The following is a 26,013-nucleotide window of genomic DNA, read 5'->3' on the forward strand; positions in this document are numbered from 1 at the left end:
TAACCATGAAAGATGATCCTTTATATCTAATGAAATGAATACAAAAATAAAAAAATGGTTCTTTAAGACTTGTCCGAAGAGTGGACGGATTGTTGGAATCAACAAGAAAAATGTTGTTTTGAAGATTTGCTTTCCTCTGTTCGGGTTAGCAGCTTTGATTTGGTTTCTGATACGTGTTGTACCCAAACCTTCCAGAATAGAATATCCCTGTCAGCAAATCGCTGCTCCTATCGCTTTTTCTTTTGTAGCTTTTATCAGTAGCACATTGGTTGGATTTGGTACATGGAAACGTTTCAAACTTTTGTGGCATTCCCGTCGGTTCTATATGGGGGTGTCCGTATTGGCGGTCGGTATATTATTATCGGGTACATTATATATAATGTCAGTGGATAATTCTCTAATGGGGCAGGTCATTCGTAAGCAGATAGATAATGGTACTGATATGGGACGTTTTGTGCCTATTGATGCCCCCAACACTCCGATGGGAGTAGCCAAAGGAATTCATCCGGGGCGGGTGGCATGGGCACATGATCCGAAAGCGGCTGCCTGGGACGGAAAAAAAGGACTTTATTCGGATCCGGATAATAATAGTCAGACACGTGTCGATGATATGGTGGAGGGAGTAATCATTGCACTGACCCGCCAGAATACGATTGATAAGGCATGGGATGAATTGTTCAGAACCTTTAATTATAAGAAAGGTAAGGGAGCGGTAAAGTATAAGAAAGGTGAGAAGATTGCTATCAAAATCAATCTGAATGACAATGGTGGAACTAATATCATTGATGCTACTCCACAGTCAGTATATTCTTTGTTGCATCAATTGGTGGATATTATGAAGGTTCCTCAGAGCTGTATTACGGTATATGATGCACAGCGTCGGGGCATTTCGGCTGTTTACGATTATGTACAACCGATTTATCCAAATGTCAATTATCAGAATTGGGGAGGATTTGTTCCCGATGTAATTCGTTATTCCAGTGAGATTACCGATGCAGGTGCCAGAAGTTTGGCACGTGCGGCTTACGAAGCCGACTATATGATTAACATGGCATTGATGAAAAGGCACTCTGAGCCGACCGATAAATGGCGGGACAGTGCCGGACAGACAGCTATAACTGCTACCGGTAAGAATCAGTTCGGTTCAATAGGCAATGTATCGCCCTTGCATCTTTCCATTCGTGATTGGTCTTCTTTCCGTGGTATGGGCACTTATAATAGCATTGTTGATCTGATGGCTCACGAGCGTATAGGTGGAAATACCTTGGTGTATCTGGTGGATGCTATGTACGTAAATCCCAAGCATAACGGGAAAGCGGTACGTTTCCGGCTTCCTCCGTTCAATAATGGCTGGACTTCCAGTTTTCTGGCTTCCAATGATCAGGTTGCTATCGAATCAGTGGTACTTGATTTCATTTATTCGGAACTCCCTTTATGTGCCAATGCCGACAATTTTCTTCATGAGGCGGCAAATATAGGGAATCCTCCTTCGGGGATAGCTTATATCGGAAAAGAGCAAGGTAGCCTGGGCGTACATGAGCATTGGAATAATCCGACGCATCGGATGTACAGCCGTAATTTGGGTACAGGTAAAGGAATCGAATTATACAGAGTTCCGTTGAATGAAAAACGTCCGGCAATAGAATACTTCTACGCAGATGAGAATGCTTTGCATTATAAAACCTCTCATGCAGAGGAAGTGCGATTAAATGGTAAACGTTTGGAAGATGCAGAAGGTATTATTCCTTTGTCAATTTCTAAGACGACTGAGTTTGATTTGGAGACTTTGGCAAATGGAAAAGTAACATCTTCACAACGTGTAGTGGTACGTCGCTTGGAAAATATAGAGATATGTCAAGCTAAAGATATGGAAAGACAGGGATCTGCATCCCTAAATGAGGATGGTTCGGTAGAATTCAAAGGTGAAAAAGGCAGTTCTGAAGGAAGTGTGAGTTGGAAAGTAAATATTCCACATAAAGGTGAATATTATTTGGTAGTATCTTATGCTGGTGGCAATCCGGTTCCTTCTTACTTATATATTAATGGAGAGAAAATCAGTGAGAATATCGGTTATTTAGCTACATTTGGTGAGAAACGCAGAGAGTTTGTGTTCCCTGTAGCGTTGGCAAAAGGTACCAATGAGTTGCGTTTAGAACACCCCGGGCGGCGAAGTAATAGGATATATGCAGTGAATATAGCAAAGGAAATTAAATAGTTAACTTACCAATACTAATCATGAAAACGAAAAAGAATTTATTACTGTTGTTACTGTTGCTTGTTCTGCCATTTACGTTGCAGGCTGAAACATTTAATGTAAAGAAGTACGGTGCGCGGGGAAATGGCAAAAAGATGGACTCACCTGCCATCCAGAAAGCAATTGATGCTTGTCATAAAGCAGGTGGTGGAACGGTGCTAGTGCCTGCCGGAACCTATTTGTCGGCTACTATCGTGCTAAAAGATAATGTGACTTTGCATTTGGAGAAAGATGCCCTTATTCTAGGTACTACCGATTATAAAGCTTATGATAACCTTGATCCTTTTACGGAAGGCTTGGGTATCGATGTCGGTTGGGCATTGCTGGTAGCGGTGGATGCTAAAAATGTGGCATTGGAGGGCGAAGGTGCTATCGATGGGCAAGGTTCGGCTTTGAAAGAACGGCATATAAAAGTAGATACCCGTCCGGAAGGACAGCGTTGGGGATTGCGTCCTTTCTTGCTTCGCTGGGTGCGTTGCGAAGGTGTACGCGTGGAAGGAGTTACTTTAAAATATGCAGGTGCCTGGACTTCCCATTATTTCCAATGTCGGAATGTGAATATCCATAATGTGACGATACGTAGCTTTGGAGTAGCTCACAACGATGGAATTAATATTGATGGTTGCCAACATGTACGCATTAGTAATTGTGATATTGTCAGTGGTGACGATGCTCTATGCTTCAAGACTACTGCCAGTAAAATGGGATGTGATGACATCATTGTTACGGACATGAAGTTGAAAAGTAATCAGGCAGGTATCAAGATGGGAACAGAATCTATGGCAGGATTTGAGAACATCAAGATCAGCAATTGTCATATTTACGACACTAAGAATGGAGGTATTAAGTTATTCTCCGTAGATGGAGCCCATTTACGTAATGTGGAAATCTCTGATATCACAATGGACGAAGTACGTACGCCGATGCTATTTCGTTTGGGTGCCCGTCTGAGTGTATTCCGTAAACAGGAAGACACCCAGCAGCCTATCGGTGTCTTTGAAAATGTGATAATCCGTAATGTAAAAGCGGTGGCTGCCGATAAGGCTCAACTGACGCCTCCTTCCGGTATTCTGATTACGGGTATTCCGGGACATTATATTACAAACCTGACTTTGGAAAATATTCATATTCGTTTATTGGGTACAGGAACTCCTGAGGATGCCTTGTCTCAGGTACCTGAAGCTATAGATAAATACCCGGAGGTAAAGACTTTCGGTCCTAAGATTCCGGCATACGGAGTATGGGCACGCCACGTGAAAGGGTTGATACTGAAGAATGTTACGTTTGAGTTGAAGAACCCCGATGCCCGTCCGGAGATTATTTGTGAAGATGGGGATATACAAATATATAAATGATGAATATGCGAAGAACTATTAGTGCAATATTAGTTGGAATTTGTGCATTGGTTTCTGTCAATGCTCAGACACAGACACTGTTTCCTGTTACCAGTCCGAATGGTTCTGTTTCTTTATCATTGAAACTGAAGGAAAAGTCGCTTTATTATGAGGTAGAAAAAAACGGAGTAAATGTATTGGATGAGGCACCCATACGTTTTACTATCGATGGTTCAGAACTCTGTAATTCTGTGGATATATTATCTTCGGATAGTTATAAGACAGATAATACATATCCTATTCGGGGAAGCCATTCTCTTGCTGTAGACAAGAGTAATGGATGGACTTTCAAATTGCAGAATACGATTTTAAAGATAAATTTTACTATAGAGGCGAGAGTTTATAATGATGGTGTTGCTTTTCGGATAATACTTCCCGGGAAGCAAGGGGAGATGAGAGTTCCCGATGAGCACACTATATTTACATTGCCAAAGGGAAGTATTGTGTGGTATCATGATATGTACTGTCATTATGAAGGTATTCACCAGAAGAAAGAAATCTCTGAGATAATGCAGGGAGAATGGGCGGCTCCTCCCGTAACGGTGCAATTACCTGGAAAGACCGGATATCTTTGCATTACGGAATCTGCTTTAATGAATTATGCAGGGATGTCTTTGCAGGCAAATGGCAAGAATGGTTTTGAAACAAAATTAGGGCATGCACAACCAGCCGGATATCCTTTTGCTCATGATTATAGTTTGGCGGAGGCACAGCGATTGTCACAACCGGCTACTCTTGCCGGTACGATTACCACTCCTTGGCGTACCATTATAATAGCCGGTGATTTGAATGAGCTGGTAAATTCGGATTTGATTACCAATTTAGCCCCTGTGCCTGATAAACGGTTATTTCCTAAAGGAATACAGACAGACTGGATAAAACCGGGACGTTCCGTGTGGTGCTGGTTGGATGGTGGAGCACGAACTGTGGAAGGTATGAAGGAATTTTCTAAAGCTGCAGGCGAATTGGGATTTGAATATAATACGGTAGACGCTTTCTGGTATCGTTGGACGGATGAGCAGCTAAAAGATTTGGTGGATTATTCTTCTCAGTTTGGAGTGAAGATTTGGCTATGGCGTCATGGTCGGGATATGCGTGATCCTCAGAAGCGGAAAGAATTGTTTGAACGTTGCCATCGTTTGGGGGTTGTTGGTCTGAAGTTGGATGCTTTCTCACACGAATCCAAAGAGTTCATTGACTTATATCAGGCTTGTTTGAAGGAAGCTGCAGAGTATAAATTGATGCTTAATATTCATGGAAGCAATAAACCGGCAGGAGAGGTACGTACATGGCCGAATGAAATGAGTCGCGAAGGTATTCGTGGTTTAGAATATGGTAAAAACCAGTATGAATGGAGTACACATAACACTACGTTACCTTTTACGCGTTTGATAGCAGGAGCAGGAGATTATACGCCTGTTGTTTTTGGAGAGCGCCGCTTGGAAACCTCGTGGGTACATCAGATTGCTACTGCCCTTGTATTTAATTCTTCTGTCATATTCTTCGGTTCGCACCCGAAAACAATGCTGGATAATCCGGCGGTAAAATTACTGAAGCAGATACCCGCAACTTGGGATGAAACAGTAGTGTTACCGTCTAGTCGAATAGGTGAAGTTGCTGCGTTTGCACGTAGAAGTGGCAAGACTTGGTTTCTGGCAGTTCTGAATGGACAAAATGAGCATTCCTTACAATTCCCTTTGTCGTTTTTGGGTGATGGCTGGTATGAAGGGATGGTGTTGAATGATCGCCCTGCTGATGCGGCTTCTATTAAGATAGAACGTGTGTTCTGCCGGAATACGGATGCTCTTACAGGGCGTATGCGTGTAGGCGGCGGATATATTGTGATGTTTACCCCTAAAGAATAATTAGTGATTATACAAAAAGATGAATACCATGAAAAAACTATTGAATACAGCATTATTGCTGTTTGCAGTATTAATGACTTCTTGTACGGCTCCTAATGCCTGGGAATTAGTATCAAAAGACAGCAACGTCCGGTTTGCTTTGGAGAATAAACAAGAAAATGGAAGTACAATGCTTAGTTACTCTGTCTTTTATAAAGATGGAGTGGCGATGGAGAAATCTCTTTTAGGGCTGGTTATGGATAATTGTGAGTATGGAAAAGACGCACAATTTGTTTCCGCTTCTGCTGTGAAAGATATCTCTAATGCTTATCAGCTAAAATCCGGTAAGAAGATGAATACTACGGATGAGTGTCGTGAACAGACTTTTACTTTCCGTACTAAAGAGAATAGGCAGTTTAATTTGATCGTAAGGGTATATAATGACGGGGTGGCTTTCCGCTATGAACTACCCGGAGAAGATGGACAAATGCACACTATCCAGGCCGAACATACAGAGTTTGCCGTACCCGTAAATGGAAAAGCGTGGATACATCCGTATGACTGGAACGATCGTCACAAACCGAGCTATGAACAATATTGCCGGAGCGAAATAGATATCCGTTCGGAATGTGGACATGGACGTGGTTGGGCATTCCCTATGCTATTCAACACCAACGGAGTCTGGATGATGATAACGGAAGCCCATCTGGATGGCTCATATCCTGCTACTCATATTGATAATGCCGGAACCGATAAAGCTTATAAAATCCGTTTTCCGGAGGCGGATGAACCAATTGTACCGGATGCGGTAGAACCGGTATCGGAATTGCCGTGGTTCACTCCCTGGCGTGCTATTATCATAGGAGATGATCTGAATACTATATTCCAGACACAAATGATTTCACACCTGAATCCTGCGTCTGTAGTGAATGATGAATCCTGGATAAAGGCAGGACGCGCATCTTGGAGTTGGTGGTCTAATGGCGGTACTCCCCGTGATTATAAAGCACAGCTGAAGTATGTGGATCTTAGTGCTGAAATGGGTTGGGAATACATGTTGATTGATGCCGGCTGGCAAAACATGGGCAACGGTGGCACTATGGAAGATGTCGTGAAATACGCACAGCAAAAGGGAGTGGGTGTCTGGTTATGGTACCATTCCGGTGCAGGACGTGAAAAAGATTCTGTATCGACACATCGTCTGATGAGTGATCCGGAATTACGTTGTGCAGAAATGAAACGCATCAGTGAAGTAGGAGTGAAAGGAATCAAGGTCGATTTCTTTGATACAGACAAACAACGTATTATCCAACTTTATCCGGCTTTACTGAAAGATGCGGCAGACAATCATTTGCTGGTAGATCTTCATGGTGCCACTTTACCCCGTGGCTTTGAGCGTACGTATCCGAATATGCTGACTACGGAAGCTATTCGGGGTGCAGAAACTTTGGGACGTCAGGAACGTTGCGACCAGGCGGCAAAACACAATGCTACTGTACCTTTCACACGCAATGTAGTCGGTTCTATGGACTATACTCCGGTGACTTTTTCTGATAAAGTACGTCAGGGAATACCTGCTATACGTAAGACAACTATGGGGCATCAGTTGGCACTGGCAGTAGTCTTTGAATCCGGTTTTCAATGTTTTGCTGATAAGGCGGAGTCTTATCTTTCTTTGCCGGAACAACCCAAACAATTCCTGAAAGAAGTACCCGCTGCCTGGGACGAGAGCGTCCTGTTGGCTGGCTATCCGGCTGATTATGCTGTTGTGGCACGTCGTTCCGGTGATGTATGGTATATCGGTGGTATCAGCGGTAAGGAAGAGGGACGTGAAATAGAATTTACTTTGCCCGCCGGATGTGAAGGTAAATCATTCACTATGATTATAGATGGAAAAGATAAAGATAGTTTTGACTATATGCCTGTGGAAAATATAATTGGGACGGTAAAAGTGAAAGTTCTTCCGAACGGTGGCTTTGCCGGTATGATTCGATGATAATAACACTATTATAACAAAATGGAAAGAATGAAGAAAATTTTGATTGCAGGGGCGATGACCCTGTTGATGCTATGTCCTGCCAAAGCACAGATTGCATGGCAGCAAGTGGAGCCCGGCGTCTGGAAAGGCGTGGTAGGCACTCCTGAAGAATATTCATTATTGGGTGTGGCCGGTGTTACGCCGCAAAAGGAAGGTTTTGCCCGCTTACCGGAGGTGGCATTGCCTGAATTGGCGAATGAAATTGTGGGTTCCATACAGGATGGTAAAACAAGTCTCCGCATTCCTTTGCAACGCAAGGAACAGTTGTACGGCTTTGGGCTGAACTTTCAGACGGTGCACCAGCGTGGCAAGATCTTGAACTTGCATGTAGACCATTATGGTGGACGTGATAACGGGCGCACACATGCTCCTGTCCCCTTTTATATTTCCAGTTCCGGTTATGGAGTACTGATTAATTCGGCACGTTATCTGACAGTATATGCAGGTAGTGGCGCACGTAAGGACAGTCCGAATGCTCCGGTGGCTAAAGACCGTAATATGGATAAGACCTGGACATCGGCGCCTTATTCGGATGCCGTTTCGATCTTGGTTCCTGCTCCGGGTGCAGAAATTTATCTGTTCGCCGGACCTACTCCTATGGATGTTATCCGCCGTTATAACCTGCTCTGTGGAGGAGGTACATTGCCTCCGCGTTGGGGGCTGGGCTTTACGCAACGTACAAAGAAGCTCTATACAGCTGAAGACGTGAAGAACGAAGCGGATGAGTTTGAACAACGTGGTTTCCCGTTGGACTTCATCGGACTGGAACCGGGTTGGCAAAGCAAAGCGTATCCTTGTACCTTTGAGTGGGATGCTACCCGCTATCCTGATCCCGCCGGCTTTGTGAAAGATATGTTGGCTAAAGGAGTACGCATCAACTTATGGACAAACCCATACGTATCTCCCGATTCAAAGATATATAAGGAAATGTATCCGGTAAGCGGTTCACACACCGTATGGTGTGGTATCGTGCCCGACCTGGCAGGCGAGAAAGCCCGCAAAATCTGGATGGATAAGCTGGAACAGGAACACGTGAATATTGGTGTCAGCGGTTATAAAGTGGACGAAGTAGACGGATACGACCGTTATGTCTGGCCGGATGTGGCTACTTTCCCCAGTGGAATTGCCGCTGAGCAGATGCGCCAGACTTATGGTTTGTGGGTACAACGCACTACTGCGGAATTGTACAAGAAGCGTAATCAACGTACCTTTGGATTGGTTCGTGCATCGAATGCCGGTGCAACTTCTTTCCCCTATGTGATTTATAATGACTATTACAGCCATCCGGACTTTATTACTGCTTTGATTAATTCAGGCTTTAGTGGTGTATTGTGGACTCCGGAAGTACGTAGTTCCAGTTCATCGGAAGACTGGTTGCGTCGTTTCCAATCTGTAGTATTCTCGCCGATGGCAATGATTAATGCCTGGGCAAGCGGTACGAAACCCTGGACTTTCCCCGAAGTAGAGAATCAGATAAAAGAGTATGCTATGCTGCGTATGCAGATGATGCCTTACTGGTATAGTGAATTTGCACGCTATCATTTTGATGGTATTCCTCCGTTCCGCGCCATGAATCTGGAACCGGGTTTCAACCCTGAACAAGGAACTACAGCGAAACTGTCGGATGCCAATCTGGAAGATAATCCTTATTTGGAAGCAGTTTCTAAAGAAATTAAGGATCAGTATATGGCTGGTGAATATCTGTTGGTGGCCCCCATGTTCAAAGGCCAGAAAGAGCGTACGGTGGTTTTGCCTAGAGGAGACTGGTACGATTTCTATACAGGTAAATATGTGGGCAATGGCGAGAAGATTACTGTTACACCGGGCTTGGACCGTATTCCGGTATATGTAAAGGATGGAGCTATCCTGCCATTTATGGAGGCCCGCCTACATGCCCCGAAAGCAGGAGAGAAGGTGAATCTGGAAATCCGTCATTATGGAAAAGCAGATGGTGCTTACCGGCTGTATGATGATGACGGTGAAACATTCGATTATGAGAAAGGCGCCTATTCCTGGCGTGATATCACTGTGACACGCGATAAGAAAGGCAAGCTGAAAGGTACTATATCCAAAGCTGAAAAGGGGAAACCGAACAGCATTGCCAATGTTACCTGGAAGTTTATGACAGAAGAATGATAAGATTATGAAGAATATATTGACGACCTGTTTATTTCTCTGCCTTCTCCTCACGGGGCATGCAGCAGACAATCCAAATGTGAAGAAGCTCTTCACCGTTACATCCGGCGAACTGAAACTGACCTTTTTGGTAGGTACGGACGATCGCCTTTACCAATTGGGCTTTGGAGATGCTGCCCGTGAAGTAGAGCCTCCTGCTAAGATGCCCTCGCGTGAATGGGAATTTCTTCCTCCTTATGGAAACGGTGTCCTGACTGAACCGGCTATCCAGGCAACTCACGTAGATGGAAATACATCTACGGAGCTTCACTACGCCGGACATCGTACGGAAGCGCTGGCACCGGGTATTGAACAAACCGTTATTTCACTGAAAGACCCTGCCTATCCTTTCACCGTAGATATCTATATCAAATGCTATGCAGACAATAGCATGATGGAAATCTGGAATACCGTTACGCATAATGAGAAAGGTAAAGTCATTCTGCATCGTTTTGCTTCTGCTGCCCCGGTGGTAAAGGCGAAAGAATACTGGCTCACTCAATTCTCCGGTAACTATAAACGCGAAGCAACCCTCAATGAAGAACGCCTTTCGGAAGGAGTCAAGATTCTGGATTCCAAATTAGGCATCCGTGCACATCAGATGCGTATTCCTTCTTTTATCCTCTCCCTGAACGGACCGGCTAAAGAGAATGAAGGTGAAGTATTGGCTGCTTCTTTGCGTTGGAGCGGCAGTTTCCAGTTTGCTTTCGATGTAGACTGGAACAAGAACCTGCGTTTGCTGACCGGTATGAATCCTTTGGGTTCACAGTACAATCTGGAGCGTGGCGGCACATTTACTACACCCGCCATTCTCTACACGTATAGTAAGCAGGGTAAGGGAGAAGCCAGCCGTCGTTTCCATCGTTGGGCTATGGCAAATGCCATCCGCGATGCAGAGAAAGACCGCCCTGTATTGTTGAACAACTGGGAAGCTACCCACTGCGATTTTGATGAAGACCGCTTGAAGCAACTCTTTGATGGTGCCCGCCAGGTGGGAGCTGAACTTTTCTTATTGGATGATGGCTGGTTCGGTAACGGACCTTACTCCCGTGATGATGACAAGCACGGTCTGGGAGATTGGGACCCTTCTACCAAGAAGTTACCCAAAGGTCTGTCATATATTGCCAAAGAAGCATTGAAGCGTAAAGTTGGCTTCGGTATCTGGCTGGAACCCGAGATGGTGAATCCTCAGAGTGAACTTTATCAGAAACATCCCGATTGGATCATAACTCAATCCAAACGTGAACCGATATTGGGTCGCCATCAGGAGATACTGGACCTCACCCGCCCCGAAGTACAGGCTTTTGAATGGGATATTATCGACAAAACCTTGCGGCCTAACCCGGATATCACTTATGTGAAGTGGGACTGTAACCGTTACATCACCCAACCCGGATCTTCTTATTTGCAGCCTGCCGATCAAAGTCATCTCTGGATAGACTATAATTGGGCGCTTTACCGTCTGATGGATCGCTTTGCCAAAGGCTTCCCCAATGTGATGGCCATGCTTTGTGCCGGTGGATCGGGACGTGTGGACTATGGCGCAATGCCCTATTTCCATTCCTTCTGGCCCAGTGACAACACAGACCCGTTGGGGCGTATCAAGATACAATGGGGCTTCTCGCATTTCTTCCCTGCAAATACGATCTCTGCTCATGTCACTCGTATGGGTAAGCGTCATTTGAAGATGGCAATCGATGTGGCATTGAGCGGTGCATTCGGAATAGACCTGGCATTGGATAAGGCTACGGCTGAAGAGCGTGTGCAGATTGCCGATGCTGTGAAATTGTACAAAGAGCGTATCCGTCCGTTGGTGATGCATGGTGAGCTTTATCGCCTGGTTTCTCCTTATGAGTCCCCATTGGCTTCTTTGAGTTATGTTTCAACAGATAAACAAAAGGCAGTCGTTTACTTCTACCAGACTAAAGATGGCAATGAACCCCGGGTAATGCTGGGTGGCCTGGATGCCCAGAAAAAATACCGTGTGGAGGAAGTAAGTCTGGCAAAGGGAGTGACTTCTCGTTTCCCTGCCAATGGTAAGGTATTTACGGGAGCAGAACTGATGGAAAAAGGTCTGGAGAATCCATTGAATACCCAGTTTGAAAGTGCAGTATTGATATTAATAGCTAACAATTAAATACAATAACCTTATGAACTTGAGAAGAACCTTATTACTTTTCTCTTTCATCTTTGCCAGTTCGCTGGCCATTGCACAACCGAAGGATCGTTGGACTATTCAGGATGATGGAGCCATTCGCTGGAATATCAATGATAATATTTCACATGACGATCATTTGGAAATGAGTGGGCAACAACTTTCCGTTGTCCTTCGTTACGGTGTGGATGCACAAAAGCGTTTCCATCTGAACCGAAGTCTTGTTTTCCCTATGCTTCGTATGCATCCCAATAAGACACAGAACAATCTGAAGCAACGTTTCGATGTGAATATTCCCGCTTTGGTGACAGTGGACGATCAAACCTTGCTGAATGAAGAAGTACGTGATGTTACCTTCAATGGCATTATGCGTGTGGAAAGTAGTTTCGGTTATATTTACCGGCGTAAGGAACTGAAAGATGCCGTGCAATTGACGCGTGTACTCTATCCCTCCACCAATGCCGCGCGCTATTGTGAGGAATATACTTTCAAGAATAGCAGTTCGAATCAGATAACGCTGCGAGTGCCTGAGTGGAACGTAACATATACTACTCCTGAGGAAGCCGGTGTATATGGTGCTTATTGCATCGAAGCCGGTCTTTCCAAAAGTGGTGTCTTTGTTTTGGAACCGGGAGAGACGCTTGAGTTCTATGCAGTCTTTTCCGGAAGGAAACTGGTGGATGCCTCGTCCGGACGAAACGATGCCGGTCTTTCACACATCAATATCCTTAGTGAACGTGCCGCACGTGAAGCGCTTATCAGTCAGTGGTGGAGCAATCTGGTTTTGGATACACCCGATCCCGTACTTAATCGCATGTTTGCCTTCGCCAAACTGCGTGGCGCTGAAAGCATCTACCGCACGAAAGGTGGATTGATGCATGGTCCCGGTGGTGAAGCCTATTATGCGGCTGTCTGGGCTAACGACCAGGCAGAGTATATCAACCCCTTCTTCCCTTTTCTGGGTTATGAGATTGGTAATGAGTCCGCATTGAATTCTTTCCGCCACTTTGCCCGCTATATGAATCCGGAGTATAAACCTATTCCGAGTTCCATCATCTCCGAAGGTGTCAGTTTCTGGCATGGTGCCAAAGATAGGGGGGACGGTGCAATGATTGCTTACGGTGCTGCACGTTATGCGTTGGCTCGTGGAGATAAGGCGGAAGCGCGTGAATTGTGGCCTCTGATTGAGTGGTGTCTGGAGTATTGCAACCGTAAACTAACTCCTGCCGGCGTGGTTGCATCGAATTCAGATGAATTGGAGAACCGCTTCCCGGCTGGTGATGCAAACCTCTGTACCTCTACGCTTTACTACGATGCTTTGCGTTCAGCCGTTATGCTGGGGCGTGAATTGGGAGTATCGGCAAAGCAGTTGAACATGTATCGTAATCAAGCAAATGCTTTAGAGAAAGCCATAGAAAAACATTTTGGTTATGAGATAGAAGGTTTCCACAGTTACCGCTATTATGAAGGTAATGATATCCTGCGTTCCTGGATTTGTATGCCTCTTGTTATGGGTATCTACACTCGCGCACAAGGCACTATCGATGCTCTCTTTTCGCCTCGCCTCTGGACGGACGACGGATTATTGACGCAAGCCGGTACTGAAACCTTCTGGGACCGTAGTACCCTCTATGCTCTGCGTGGCACCATTGCTGCCGGAGAAGTGGAGAAAGGTATGAACTTCCTCAAGAAGTATTCACATCGCCGTTTGTTGGGCGATCATGTGCCTTATGCCATTGAAGCGTGGCCCGAAGGAGATCAGCGTCATCTTTCTGCTGAAAGCGGATTGTATTGCCGTATCTATACCGAAGGTCTGTTCGGCATTCGCCCCACAGGATTACGCAGTTTCGAGATGACTCCCCGTTTGCCACAGGAGTGGGAGTATATGAATCTGAATCGTGTACGTGCTTTCAATTCGGAGTTTGATATTCGGGTATCCCGTGCAGGAAAGAAGCTGCATGTAGAAGTATTAAAAGGCGACAAGTCAGTGCTGAAGAAGAGCGTGACGGAAGGGGCAACGATAAAGGTGAATTTATAATCTATTTGTATAAATTTATAGTCAATTTCTCTTTTCGAAAACGCGATTTTTAACTACTTGGTTATCAAGAACGTTAAGGTAGTGCATAATGAGTATACGAGTGAATAGGGTTCGGTATACGACTGAACCCTATTCAGTATACGACTGAAATAGGATAAGATTACGACTGATCTGTACTATAAAATTATTCTGTAACTATTTAGTGACGCCGGACTAACCTTTCTTTTCTCCTTATATTGTTTATTTCACCTTAATATTCTATGTTATTTCCGGGCTTTTCTTATTTTTGTGTGCAAAACATATCTATACTGATGAAAACGAAAATATTGATGATCTTTCTAATTTGCTCATTTCCAGTCTTGTGTTTATGGGCTGAGCATTCTAAATATTCATTCTACTATAGTCAGAAACTGAATGAAGGAATTTCCCAACTCTCCGTGATGACCATTTGCCAGGATACCCGGGGATACCTTTGGCTGGGGACACGTAATGGACTGAATCGTTATAATGGAAGTGAATATACTGTTTTTCGTCACCACCCGGGAGATTCTCTGAGTTTGGCAGACAATGAAGTCAATGAAATACGCGAAGATCATAGCAAGAATTTATGGATAGGTACCAGTCGCGGACTAAGCCGGATGTGTCTTCGCACCGAACGTATCCGCAACTATTTTAATGTAGATGGACTCTCCAGTGCAAGTATTCTTTCTCTTTTAGTTGATAGTTCCGGCAAAGTATGGGTGGGTACCCGCAGTGGGCTTTGTTGTTATATTCCCGAACAAGACAACTTTAAAAGGGTGGAATTTGTAGAGAACTTCAATAGTTCCGTCACTGCCTTGATGGAGGATAAGGCAGGCAATTTCTGGATAGGTACGGCAGTGAATGGTGTTTACCAGTGTAACAAACAGATGCAGGTGATTAATCACTATGACCGTCGTGCCGGCTTACCTGACAATAGTATTTCCACTCTTTATGAAGATTCTTATCATCGCATCTGGGTAGGTTGTCAATTTGGCGGACTGAACCGTATTGATGTCCGTAATCATAAAATAACTTCTTATGTATCTGCCAACAGTGGTCTGAAAAATAATTATGTCCGTTGCCTTGCCGAATGGGATGGAGAGATGCTGATTGGTACTTTCGATGGTATTTATGCTTATGCACCGCTGAAGGATCAGATTCGTAAAGTGAGCAGTTATGACGAACCCGGGCGTGGCTTGGGGCACTTTTCCATTTATGCTTTTTGCCGTGATCATACCGGTACGTTGTGGATTGGTACTTTTGCCGGTGGTGTCACTTGGCTGAGCTCGCTTACCGACCGCTTCATTCATCATACTCCGGGGAAGACGGTGAATCAGCAAACGGGAATCTATGGTACGGCTTGTGTCGATAAACAGAAAAACTTATGGATAGCTACTGAGGGGTATGGATTACTGCGATATGAAATTTCGACAGGGGAAGGGCAGTTTTATCTGATTGATAAGGATAGCTATTCCGTGCATAATTCGAATGTTATCAAGACGGTATATGCTGAGGATGACTGTATCTGGTGCGGTACGGTATTGGGTGAGGTCTATCGTTTTGATCTTGCTACCCGGCGTTTTTCTTTATTCTATAAATATCCCATAGAACTTGCTATTTATGGTATTGTGCGTGATGCAGACGGTAATTTATGGGTAGGAACTTCAAAAGGCGGATATGCACTGACTTGCTTTACTCCTGCCGGTGAGCGGAAGACAGAGTTTACCGGACCGAAAGGGGAGAAATTGCATTTTTCCTCCGTTCGTTGCATGGAGGAAGAGAGTCCCGGTGTGCTACTGATAGGTATGCGTTCTGCCGGACTGTACCGTTTTAATACCCGTACAGGTGAAATGACCGTATTTCGTACATCGCGCCCGGAACAGGAAATGCAAATTCCAAGTAACTATATATCTTCTATATTATCAACCAGATCCGGTGATGTATGGGTATCTACCTATGGAGGCGGTATTTTCCAACTGGACAAACGGGGAGGTGTGCTTCGCCGGGTAACAGAGAAAGAAGGACTGATGGGAGGGGATATTTGTAAATTGCTGGAAGGAGCGGACGGAAATCTATGGATGAGCTCGTTGCAGGGAATTTCCTCTTATTCTCCGTCCACCGGGGAGATTAAAAACTTTCCATTCAATAATGGTATTCATTTGCGTGAATTTACATATCGGGGTGGGGTAGCCATGCCGGACGGTACATTGTGTTTTACCGGTAATGATGGCTTTATCACTTTTTACACACCGGAGATGCCGATGAACCGTTTTGTGCCGCCAATCGTATTGGAAGACCTGTTGGTAAATAATCGTGTGGTGCGTGCAGACGATGGAACTGGAATCTTAAGTGGATTGCTTAATGAAGCGGAGGTTATCAATCTGCAGTATAATCAGAATAATCTGTCAATAGACTATAAAGCGTTGAATTTCATCAATTCGGAGATGAACCGGTATGCCTATAAGTTGGAAGGATATGATAAAGACTGGAATCATGTGGGAGAACGCAGCACGGCTTACTATACCAATCTGCGTCCCGGCACCTATCTTTTTCATGTCAAGGCTTGTAATAACGATGGGGTATGGAATGAGGAAGGGAAGACTTTGAAGATTGTGATTACACCGCCTTTATGGGCTACTTGGTATGCTTTCCTGATTTATGGACTATTGTTGATAGGAGTGTTTTACGCAATATTCCATTATTTCAATGCCCGTCGCCGCTTGAGGGAAAGGTTGCGAATGGAGCAGAAAGATAAACTGCAACAGGAAGAGTTTCATCAGGCAAAGATGCATCTGTTCACGAATTTCGCCCATGAGTTACGTACCCCCTTGACGCTAATCATCACTCCCTTTGAAGAGTTGGTGAAACGGATGGATATGACTTTGGAACTGCGGGATAAACTGATGGTCATTTATAAGAATGCCCAGCGGCTCCTTTTATTGGTCAATCAACTGATGGACTTGCAGAAAAACCAGAGTGGTACGATGGAATTGCAAGTCACGGAGAATAATGTATATGAATTTGTTACGGAGATCTATTGTGCGTTTAATCAGATAGCGCAAACCAATGAAATCACTTTCACACTGGATTGCCGGGACCGGGAGTTCCAGGCCTGGTATGATAAAGTGCTGCTTGAGAAGGTCGTATTCAATTTATTGTCCAATGCATTCAAGTATACTCCTTCCGGCAAAGACATACGTATGTTGGTGAAATGTATTCCGGCTGGAGAGTTGGAAGAATCGTATCGAAAAGAAGTAGCCCCTTCTGCCCTGTATATGATGTTGCAGGTTGTGGATGCCGGTTGTGGAATCCCACCGCAGGAACGGGATAAGGTGTTCACACCTTTCTACCGGGTACCTGAAACGGCAGGGGTAAATGTACCGGGTACAGGTATCGGGCTTAGTCTGGTGTATTCCATTGTGAAGCTGCATAAGGGAGTGATCCGTATTGAAGACCGGGAAGATGGGACGGAAGGAGCACGGTTCATTGTTTTGCTGCCCGTTTCCCGTGAAGCTTTCACTGAGGAAGAGACGGATTCCATGCCTGTGGAAACAATTGGCGATACGGCATTTGCACAGCCGGTGGAGAAACCGCAAACATCTCCTATTGGAGAAATCGCACCTAAAAAGCCGGTGGTTCTCTTGGTGGAAGATGACAAGGACGTACGGGATTATCTGCATAAGTCCTTGGAAAATGACTATGAAATCATTGAAGCGGCAAACGGTGTAAAAGGATATGATAAGGCAGTACAATTCTTCCCTGATTTAGTGCTGAGTGATATTATGATGCCTAAGCGGAATGGGCTTGAACTCTGCTCCATGATTAAGAATGATATTCGTATCGGACATATCCCGGTAATACTGATGACTGCACGCTCCATGGTGATGCATATCAGGGAAGGTTTTGAGGCAGGGGCGGATGATTACGTGATTAAGCCTTTCAGTATGGATGTGCTTCGGATACGTATTCAGAGCCTGTTGCAGTCGAGAGAGCAATTAAAGAAACTGTATGGCAAACGCTTCTCGCCCGAAGTGGTAGGTGTAAGTACTACCTCGGCGGATGAACGCTTCTCACAGAAACTGTATGAGATTATTGAGAAGAATATATCTGACCAGAATCTGGGTATAGAGATGCTTTGTGACCAGATCGGTATTAGTCGCGCCAATCTCTATCGCAAAATCAAAGCTATATCCGAGCTTTCACCCACGGAACTGATACGTAATAAGCGCTTGGAGGTGGCATTGCGTTATCTGAAGGAAACGAATATGAGTGTTTCGGAAGTGGCAACTTTGTTGGGATTCAACAGTCATTCCTACTTCTCTAATTCGTTTAAAGCATTCTATGGGTTCACACCTACGGAGTTCGTACAGATGAACAGTGCGAACAAAGAGAAGATGTAAGACGAAAAATAAGATTTAAGGCGGAAAGGAGTTTCCGCCTTTTTTGTCTCAAACGGTTCTCACTACCGTCTCAAAATGCTTACTACATTTGTTTTGAGACATTATTGCAAGTCAATGATACACGATTTATAACCCTCAGACCGGTGATGCCCTATCTTTGTGATGTGAAAAACAAGCTTAATTCAATCACTATGAAGTATAAAAGTCGTAGCATCGCAAAGGTTATAGTACCTGTATTTTTAGTGGTATCTCTATTTGCATTTACTACTCATACCACGGAACAGCCGGAAGGAACTCCATTGTTTATAACGGGTATCACTCCTTATAAATCTGGAATGATCGTATCTCAGAAGGGCGTTCAGAAGGTTTCTATTTATTCATCAGATTATAAAGAACGCTTGCAAGAGTGGGAACTGGATGAAGTCCCTACCGGAGTTGCTACAGATGGAGAACAGATTTATGCAACGGTGGCAGGTGAACATAAGAATGGTGTTTATTTCCTGTCTGCTTCCAATCCTTCGGAAAAAGTCTTTGTGGAAACAGCATCCGGTGCCTGCGCTCCGTTGGTAAATGCGGGTAACGGCAAGTTATATATTTGCAACCAGTTTGCCGGCACAGTATCAGAATTGGATAAGAATGGAAAGAATGTGGTAAGAACGGTGAAGGTATTGCGTGAACCGAAATCAGCTGTCTTTGATAAAGAAGGAAAACACTTGTTTGTTACTAATTTCCTGCCTATGCAGCGGGCGGATGTGGATACTGTAGCAGCTTGCGTATCTGTGATTGATATGAACAGTTTCCGGAAGATAAAGGATATTCAACTGGCCAACGGAAGTAATGCCTTGCGTGGAATGTCGCTTTCTCCGGACGGGCGTTATTTGCTGGTTACTCATAATCTGGGCCGTTTCCAGGTTCCGACATCCCAATTGCAACAAGGCTGGATGAATACCAGTGCCATCAGTATCGTTAATCTGGCTACTCTGAACTTTGAGGGTGCCGTGTTGCTGGATGAACCGGAACGGGGTGCAGCAGGTATATGGGATGTGAAGTGTACGGATGATAAGATTGTGGTCAGTCACTCCGGTACCCATGAGGTCAGTGTGATAGATTATCCCACATTTATTCAGAAGTTTGAGCAGTATCCTCAAAAGGATGCTTTGGCGTATGATTTACGCTTTTTATATGGTATGCGTAAACGTGTAGCATTGGTAGGCAATGGACCGCGTTGCATGATGCTGAAGGACGGAACGGCTGTTGTTCCTACTTATTTCTCTGATACATTGAATATCGTGGACTTGAATACGGCAAATGTTCAGTCGGTTGCCATGGTGAAGAATCGTACGGAAAACAGAATACAGCGTGGTGAGAAATACTTTAATGATGCGGCACATTGTTTCCAGAACTGGCAGTCGTGTAACGGATGCCATCCGGGCGATGCACGTATGGATGCCATGAACTGGGATTTGATGAATGATGGCATTGGTAATTCGAAAAACTGCAAGAGTATGCTATTTTCCCATGTCACTCCACCGTGTATGATTTCCGGTATTCGTGCTAAAGCGGAGGTTGCCGTTCGTGCAGGATATAAGCTCATTCAGTTCAGTGATTTACCGGAAGAATTTGCAGAGTGTGTGGATGAGTATCTGATGTCATTGAAACCGGTTCCCAGTCCGTATCTGGTAAATGGCGAACTTTCAGAGAAGGCTAAACGGGGACGTAAGGTTTATGAAAAGTTTAATTGCGACGAATGTCATTCCGGTCCCTATTATACGGATATGAAGATGCACCGTATCGGCGAAGATATCGAATTTGAGAATGGGTGGGATACTCCGACACTGCGTGAAGTCTGGCGTACGGCTCCTTATCTGTTTGACGGACGTGCTGCCACTATGGAAGAAGTGTTCACGGTACATAAGCATGGTATTGAAAAGAAAATATCAGCTAAAGAAGCGGAAGAACTTGCCGAATATGTGAATTCACTTTAATAGAATAAGAAGACCATGATTACACACGAAAATATAGAGATTATTCATTATTTCCTGCAAGTTGATAAAGCTCCCTTTAAGGTGATGTTGGCGCAACTTCTGGCGGAATATAAAGCCATTCATACTCCTGTACGTATAGTGATATTCGATGCGCCGGTGGATAATGAAGAATATGTAGCCCGTTTTGCTTGTATCAGGGAAGCGGTGAAAGAGCTTTTCAAAGAGAAACAACCTTCCGTAAGCTATGTGGCACAACCTCCTCAGAGTATGGGATTGGTGATGGAAGTGCATGAAGTGCAACTGACAGAACAAGATCACATTGAATATCGGATGCTGGGAGATTTGCCTTATATCATTATCGAAAGAGAAGGTTGTAAACGCTTGTTCCTGAGTGGTGTGACGGGAGATGTACTACATCAGAGCATCCGTGAGCAATCTCATGAAGTATTCTCCAGGATAGCCAAGGTCTTGGAAACGGAAGGTATGCCGGTTTCCTCAATCATACGTCAATGGAACTATATTGAAAAGATAACAGCTTGCGATGCAACCGGTCATCAGCATTATCAGGATTTCAATGATGCACGTTCGCTATTCTATAATGGTGTGGAGTGGACTACCGGTTATCCGGCTGCTACCGGTATCGGGACTCAGTGGGGCGGCATTATGATTGATGTGGATGCCTTACTCTGCAAAGATGGAAGTGTCCGGGTTCTTGGAGTGGATAATCCTTTGCAGATTGCCGCTCATGCTTATTCACAGAATGTATTATTGGGAGAAAAGGATGTCGCTCTTCCTCAAAAGACCACTCCGAAGTTTGAACGTGCCAAGGCTGTATGGAAAGAGGATCATGGTTTCGTATATGTATCGGGCACAGCCGCTATTCGTGGTGAGCAGAGTCTGGAAGGCGTTGGTATTGAACAGCAAACACTGACTACCTTGGAGAATATAGAATATTTGGTATCCCATGATAACCTCAATCGTTCCGGTATTCCTGCTACGGAGAATGCTACCCTTATCACCTTCCGCGTGTATGTGAAACGTTGGGAAGATATGGAAAAAGCAAGGCAGGTAGTGACAGAGCGATACCCCGATTTACCTGCCATCTATACTTTAACCGATGTATGCCGTTCAGAACTATTGATAGAGATAGAAGGAATGGGAGTGCTTTGTTGAGGCTGATTATTAACCATTAAAACAGATAAGTACATGAGATTAAAAAAAGTATTAACCCTGGCATTAATTGCCGCCTGCGGTATGGGACTCGCTTCTTGTACGGCAGAATCTAAAAAAACAGAACAAGTTATGACACAGGAAAAGGCAACGTATCAGAAGAAGTACACGAATGCTGACTTCTACAAAGACGGAAAGTTTGACCAGGAAGCTGCTAAAGAAGCATTCCTTGATATGTTTAAATTTTATGGCGTGCCTTACACTCCGCTGATGGAGAAAGATATCTGGTTTACAGATTTCGGTTTGGGCGACTTTGAGAATGTAGGTATGGGAGGCATCTTCTGGGTAAACGATCCTGAATATGGCTATTTTGCACATGCTATTTACTTGTTGCCGGGACAGATGATTCCGGAACATGCCCATGTAAAAACGGCATTCCCTGCGAAACATGAGTCGTGGATGGTAAATCACGGTTGGGTTTATAACTTCTCCGAAGTAGGAGATGAAACACCGAATGCTCCTGCGGTTCCGGCATCTCACGGTCCTATCAAGAGCAAGAATTTCGTGAAACAGAATGTGGGTGATGTTCTCCGTCTGAAAGAACTGGGTACTTTCCACTTTATGATGGCCGGTCCTGAGGGAGCCATTGTAGATGAGTGGGCATGTTACCATGATAATGATGGTCTGCGTTTTACTAATGGACAGGCTGCTTTGTAAATCATTCAATAATTAAGAATACCATGAGAAAGATTAATCATTTTGGAGTACCGACCACCACACCGCAACCGGGTGAGGTATATGCGGAAGGATTGAAGGTATGGCTGACTAACTTTAATGAAAGCCCCAATAAGATAGAATATTTGCGTTTTGAAGAAGGTAGCTGGATGCCTGAGCTGATTCAGAAAGTAGCACATATCGCTTACGAAGTAGATGATCTGGCGGCTGAACTGGAAGGTGCAAAAGTATTGGTTGAACCGATGCCGGGCGGAGAGAATCTGACAATTGCTTTCATTGAAGAAGAAGGTATTGCTTTGGAGTTAATGCAGTTTGATAAATAATCAATTAGTAGAAAGAAACTATGATGAATAAATTCATAAATGATCCGGATAATCTGACAGCTGAATTGCTGGAAGGATATGTAATGGCTTATAGTAACCAGGTAGCCATCGGCGGAGAAAATATTATTGTGCGTGCACATGCGAAAGCTGAAGATAAAGTAGCTGTGATCACTTTGGGTGGTTCCGGTCATGAACCTGCATTAAGCGGCTTCGTGGGCGACGGAATGTTGGACTGCTCTGTTGTCGGTGATATTTTTGCTGCTCCGGGTGCACAACGTTTGTTCCAGGCCTTGCAGATGTTTAAGCGTGAGGCTGGTATCTTGCTTGTGGTATTGAACCACTCCGGCGATATCATGAGTGCAAACATGGCATGTCAGTTGGCTGAACGTACAGGCATTAAGGTAAAGACTATCCTGACACACGATGATATCAGTGCCGGACTGGATGCACCGGATGAAGATCGTCGCGGTCTGGCAGGTTGTGTTCCTTTGATTAAGATTGTTGGAGCTGCTGCTGAAGAAGGTAAGTCACTGGACGAGATTATTGAAATAGGTGAACGCTTCAATGCACGTTTGGCTACGTTGGCAGTGGCTATGAAGTCCTGTACCCATCCGCAAAACGGCATGACCATCTCCGATCTTCCGGACGGTGAAATTGAAATCGGTATGGGACAGCATGGAGAAGGTGGTGGCGGTCGCAAGCAATTGGTTTCTGCCAATGAAACAGCCGAAGAAATGATCGGTTTGCTGATGAAGAAGCTACAGCCGAAAGCCGGTAACAAGGCTTTATTAATCATTAACGGTGTGGGAGCAACTACGCACATGGAGATGAATATCGTTTATCGCAAAGCGCATCAGGTGTTGGAAAATGCCGGCATCGAAGTGGCTGCTGCCCGTATCGGTGAGTTGCTGACCGTTCAGGAACAGGCAGGTTTCCAGATGATTCTTGGTTTGCTGGATGACGATCATATCGATTATCTGAACAATAAAATGTCTAATGCTCCTTATTGGACGACTATCGGTAAATAAGAGATGGATAAACTGACTATAGATGATTTCAAGAAGATGCTTCGTAATGCGCTGGTGTGCATTACGGAGCGCTCCGACGAATTCTCAAAACTGGATGCGGTATTGGGAGATGGCGACCATGGAACAGCTATCGTTCAATCCATGTCCGCCCTTGTTGCTACGGCTGATAAGGGCACTGAATTTAAGTCGATGCTGAATGACATGAGTTTTAACCTGATGCTTGAGATCAGCGGTTCGACCAGCACATTACTGGGTGGATTCTTCTTGGGAATGAGCGACCATGCGGAAGGTACCGAACTGGATGTGGCGGGTGTAAAGGCTATGTTTGCAGGTGGACTTGAAGGTGTGAGGAAACAAACAAAAGCAAAACAGGGGGATAAAACAATGATGGATGCCCTGATACCGGCGGTGGAAGCCATTCAGGCTTGTGATTCTGCTGATGTGAAGGCTATCCTGACAGCGGGTGCCGAAGCTGCTGTGAAAGGTGCTGAAGCTACTAAAGATATGAAGGCAAACTTCGGACGTGCCCGTAATTACGGCGAACGCTCTATCGGTTATGCGGATTCAGGGGCTTCATCCTGGTCGTGCATGTTTGATGCGTTTGCAAAAGCTTTATAGTAAATAACTAATGAAAAGATAAGAAATGGCTGATTTAGATGATTTAAGAGAAGGCTGCAATTTCGGTTTGGGGGTAGCTTCTACTAATAATAGTTTTCATGTGAAGGGAGCGGAACATCTTCCGTGGGGGATGAAGGATCGTTTATCACGTATCTTCAATCCGAAGACAGGCAGAACCGTGATGCTGGCATTTGACCATGGTTTCATTATGGGACCGACATCCGGTTTGGAACGTATCGATTTGAATATTGTCCCGTTGATAGAATATGCAGACTGTCTGATGTGTACACGCGGCATTCTTCGTACAGTGATACCACCCAGCACCAATAAACCTATTTGCCTTCGTTCGGATGCCGGTACTTCTATTCTTACAGAACTGAATGACAATGTCTTGATTGACGTTGAAGATGCGATACGTATGAATGTATCGGCCATGGCAATCATGTTGTCTATCGGTGATGCAGCCCACGAAGCAAAAACGGTTGCCAACCTGTACAAGGCAGTGGATAAAGGTACCCGTTACGGAATACCGGTGATGGGAGTGACGGCTGTAGGTAAAGATATGGCACGTGATGCCCGTTATTTCGGTTTAGCTTCCCGTATCGCTGCCGAGAATGGGGCGAATATCGTGAAGACCTATTATTGTGATGGTTTTGAAAAAGTGGTGGCAGCATGTCCTGTTCCTGTAGTGATTGCAGGCGGAAAGAAACTTCCTGAATTGGAAGCGTTGGAATTGTGCTATAAGGCAATCAGCGAAGGTGCTTCCGGTGTGGATATGGGACGTAATGTGTTCCAGTCGGAAGCTCCCGCTGCTATGATACAGGCCGTTCATGCGGTAGTACATGAAAATCTGAAACCGGAACAAGCACTCGAACTGTTCAATGAACTGAAGAATAAGTAACACTGATTACAAGAAGAATGATGAGGGTTTATATAATTATTGGGATCATTCTTTCCATGGGATTTCGGGCGGCAGCACAAGATAAACTCTTGGTTGCCGGTTCCGGAAATCCGAATATCCTGCTGTTGGATAAACAAACGGGAAAAGTGGAATGGCAGCATGCTCTGGAGAAAGGGGAAGAATGTAATGCAGTTGCTTTGACTAAAAAGGGAGAAATCTTGTATTCGTATAAGCGGGGAGCAAAACTCGTGACATGGGACCATCAGGTGGTCTGGGATTATAAAACACCGGATAAGACGGAATTACAATCAGCCACCTTGTTGCAGAACGGTGGCGTACTATTGGGAATATGTGGTATTCCTGCCCAATTCATAGAATTGGATAAGAAAGGCAAAGAAGTAAACAAAGTAACATTGAATCTGGAAGTGGAAAGACCCCACAGTCAGTTTAGACAAGTATTCCAGCTCCGGAACAGCAATTATCTGATACCGGTAATGGCGAAACAGAAAGTGCTGGAAGTAAGCCGTAAAGGGAAGATCATTGCTGAACATCAGATTGAAGGCAAGGCATTCTCATCTCTTGAACTTCCTGACGGAAATCTGCTGTTGCCTTGTGGAGACAACCATTATTACATCGTAATCGACCGCAAGACAGGCAAAGAATTGAAACGGGTGAATGCACTGGATATTGAAGGAGTTGCTTTATTGTTTGTAGGGCAAATCCTGCAATTGAAGAATGGGAATCTATTGATTTGTAACTGGTACGGACATACGAAAGATACCACGGTGGATGAACCGCAATTGATAGAGATAGATAAAAACGGTAAAGTGGTGTGGAGCTTGCATGATAAGAAGAATGTCGGTAAGATATCCGCTGCCTGCTATATAGACAATTTCCGCTTACCGGACTTAAAATAGGAGATTAACTTTAGAAC

At 44.6% G+C, this 26,013-nt stretch carries 16 protein-coding genes; all 16 read left to right on the forward strand.

Annotation, left to right across the window (positions count from 1 at the left end; all coding sequences use genetic code 11):
- The first annotated feature begins 34 nt into the window (after positions 1-34).
- A complete protein-coding gene (locus K429_RS0105760) occupies positions 35-2,215 on the forward strand; it encodes a DUF362 domain-containing protein (RefSeq protein ID WP_025726309.1) in 2,181 nt (726 codons plus the stop codon).
- Positions 2,216-2,235: 20 nt separating this feature from the next.
- Positions 2,236-3,609, forward strand: a complete 1,374-nt coding sequence (locus K429_RS0105765; protein WP_007217481.1) for a glycoside hydrolase family 28 protein — start codon at positions 2,236-2,238, stop codon at positions 3,607-3,609.
- A 5-nt stretch (positions 3,610-3,614) separates the two neighbouring features.
- Positions 3,615-5,513: a glycoside hydrolase family 97 protein gene (locus K429_RS0105770; RefSeq protein WP_007217482.1), complete on the forward strand. Its 1,899-nt coding sequence runs from the start codon at positions 3,615-3,617 to the stop codon at positions 5,511-5,513.
- A 28-nt stretch (positions 5,514-5,541) separates the two neighbouring features.
- On the forward strand, positions 5,542-7,488 hold the full coding sequence (locus K429_RS0105775) for a glycoside hydrolase family 97 protein (protein WP_007217483.1): 1,947 nt from the start codon (positions 5,542-5,544) through the stop codon (positions 7,486-7,488).
- A 30-nt stretch (positions 7,489-7,518) separates the two neighbouring features.
- On the forward strand, positions 7,519-9,666 hold the full coding sequence (locus tag K429_RS0105780; protein ID WP_007217484.1) for a TIM-barrel domain-containing protein: 2,148 nt from the start codon (positions 7,519-7,521) through the stop codon (positions 9,664-9,666).
- A gap of 7 nt (positions 9,667-9,673) precedes the next feature.
- A complete protein-coding gene (locus K429_RS0105785; protein WP_025726311.1) occupies positions 9,674-11,842 on the forward strand; it encodes an alpha-galactosidase in 2,169 nt (722 codons plus the stop codon).
- Positions 11,843-11,855: 13 nt separating this feature from the next.
- The gene (locus K429_RS0105790) at positions 11,856-13,898 is read left to right on the forward strand and encodes a hypothetical protein (RefSeq protein WP_025726312.1); all 2,043 of its coding nucleotides are present in this window, start codon (positions 11,856-11,858) and stop codon (positions 13,896-13,898) included.
- A 311-nt stretch (positions 13,899-14,209) separates the two neighbouring features.
- Complete coding sequence (locus K429_RS0105795; protein WP_025726313.1) at positions 14,210-18,319, forward strand: hybrid sensor histidine kinase/response regulator transcription factor; 4,110 nt, start codon at positions 14,210-14,212, stop codon at positions 18,317-18,319.
- A gap of 146 nt (positions 18,320-18,465) precedes the next feature.
- The gene (locus K429_RS0105800; RefSeq protein WP_052340630.1) at positions 18,466-20,304 is read left to right on the forward strand and encodes a YncE family protein; all 1,839 of its coding nucleotides are present in this window, start codon (positions 18,466-18,468) and stop codon (positions 20,302-20,304) included.
- 15 nt (positions 20,305-20,319) lie between these two features.
- The gene (locus K429_RS0105805; RefSeq protein WP_022209955.1) at positions 20,320-21,477 is read left to right on the forward strand and encodes a hypothetical protein; all 1,158 of its coding nucleotides are present in this window, start codon (positions 20,320-20,322) and stop codon (positions 21,475-21,477) included.
- A gap of 33 nt (positions 21,478-21,510) precedes the next feature.
- Positions 21,511-22,191 (forward strand): hypothetical protein, encoded by a 681-nt coding sequence (locus K429_RS0105810; protein WP_007214671.1) that lies wholly within the window; start codon positions 21,511-21,513, stop codon positions 22,189-22,191.
- 23 nt (positions 22,192-22,214) lie between these two features.
- On the forward strand, positions 22,215-22,532 hold the full coding sequence (locus K429_RS0105815; RefSeq protein ID WP_025726315.1) for a VOC family protein: 318 nt from the start codon (positions 22,215-22,217) through the stop codon (positions 22,530-22,532).
- Between the two features lie 20 nt (positions 22,533-22,552).
- Positions 22,553-23,560 carry a dihydroxyacetone kinase subunit DhaK gene (locus K429_RS0105820; RefSeq protein WP_007214669.1) on the forward strand — a complete coding sequence of 336 codons (1,008 nt, stop codon included), beginning with the start codon at positions 22,553-22,555 and terminating at the stop codon, positions 23,558-23,560.
- A gap of 3 nt (positions 23,561-23,563) precedes the next feature.
- A complete protein-coding gene (locus K429_RS0105825) occupies positions 23,564-24,178 on the forward strand; it encodes a DAK2 domain-containing protein (RefSeq protein ID WP_007217492.1) in 615 nt (204 codons plus the stop codon).
- Positions 24,179-24,203: 25 nt separating this feature from the next.
- Positions 24,204-25,079 (forward strand): 3-hydroxy-5-phosphonooxypentane-2,4-dione thiolase, encoded by an 876-nt coding sequence (gene lsrF, locus K429_RS0105830; RefSeq protein WP_007217493.1) that lies wholly within the window; start codon positions 24,204-24,206, stop codon positions 25,077-25,079.
- A gap of 17 nt (positions 25,080-25,096) precedes the next feature.
- Complete coding sequence (locus K429_RS0105835; RefSeq protein WP_044096380.1) at positions 25,097-25,996, forward strand: PQQ-binding-like beta-propeller repeat protein; 900 nt, start codon at positions 25,097-25,099, stop codon at positions 25,994-25,996.
- Positions 25,997-26,013: the final 17 nt, after the last annotated feature.

The sequence above is a fragment of the Bacteroides sp. 14(A) genome, from assembly GCF_000526555.1.
GTDB lineage: Bacteria > Bacteroidota > Bacteroidia > Bacteroidales > Bacteroidaceae > Bacteroides > Bacteroides cellulosilyticus.

Excerpts from the sequence above, each read along its gene's own strand:
- K429_RS0105760 (WP_025726309.1), top strand. The coding sequence starts at position 35 with ATGAATACAAAAATAAAAAAATGGTTCTTTAAGACTTGTCCGAAGAGT.
- K429_RS0105765 (WP_007217481.1), top strand. The coding sequence starts at position 2,236 with ATGAAAACGAAAAAGAATTTATTACTGTTGTTACTGTTGCTTGTTCTG.
- K429_RS0105770 (WP_007217482.1), top strand. The coding sequence starts at position 3,615 with ATGCGAAGAACTATTAGTGCAATATTAGTTGGAATTTGTGCATTGGTT.
- K429_RS0105775 (WP_007217483.1), top strand. The coding sequence starts at position 5,542 with ATGAAAAAACTATTGAATACAGCATTATTGCTGTTTGCAGTATTAATG.
- K429_RS0105780 (WP_007217484.1), top strand. The coding sequence starts at position 7,519 with ATGAAGAAAATTTTGATTGCAGGGGCGATGACCCTGTTGATGCTATGT.
- K429_RS0105785 (WP_025726311.1), top strand. The coding sequence starts at position 9,674 with ATGAAGAATATATTGACGACCTGTTTATTTCTCTGCCTTCTCCTCACG.
- K429_RS0105790 (WP_025726312.1), top strand. The coding sequence starts at position 11,856 with ATGAACTTGAGAAGAACCTTATTACTTTTCTCTTTCATCTTTGCCAGT.
- K429_RS0105795 (WP_025726313.1), top strand. The coding sequence starts at position 14,210 with ATGAAAACGAAAATATTGATGATCTTTCTAATTTGCTCATTTCCAGTC.
- K429_RS0105800 (WP_052340630.1), top strand. The coding sequence starts at position 18,466 with ATGCCCTATCTTTGTGATGTGAAAAACAAGCTTAATTCAATCACTATG.
- K429_RS0105805 (WP_022209955.1), top strand. The coding sequence starts at position 20,320 with ATGATTACACACGAAAATATAGAGATTATTCATTATTTCCTGCAAGTT.
- K429_RS0105810 (WP_007214671.1), top strand. The coding sequence starts at position 21,511 with ATGAGATTAAAAAAAGTATTAACCCTGGCATTAATTGCCGCCTGCGGT.
- K429_RS0105815 (WP_025726315.1), top strand. The coding sequence starts at position 22,215 with ATGAGAAAGATTAATCATTTTGGAGTACCGACCACCACACCGCAACCG.
- K429_RS0105820 (WP_007214669.1), top strand. The coding sequence starts at position 22,553 with ATGATGAATAAATTCATAAATGATCCGGATAATCTGACAGCTGAATTG.
- K429_RS0105825 (WP_007217492.1), top strand. The coding sequence starts at position 23,564 with ATGGATAAACTGACTATAGATGATTTCAAGAAGATGCTTCGTAATGCG.
- lsrF (WP_007217493.1), top strand. The coding sequence starts at position 24,204 with ATGGCTGATTTAGATGATTTAAGAGAAGGCTGCAATTTCGGTTTGGGG.
- K429_RS0105835 (WP_044096380.1), top strand. The coding sequence starts at position 25,097 with ATGATGAGGGTTTATATAATTATTGGGATCATTCTTTCCATGGGATTT.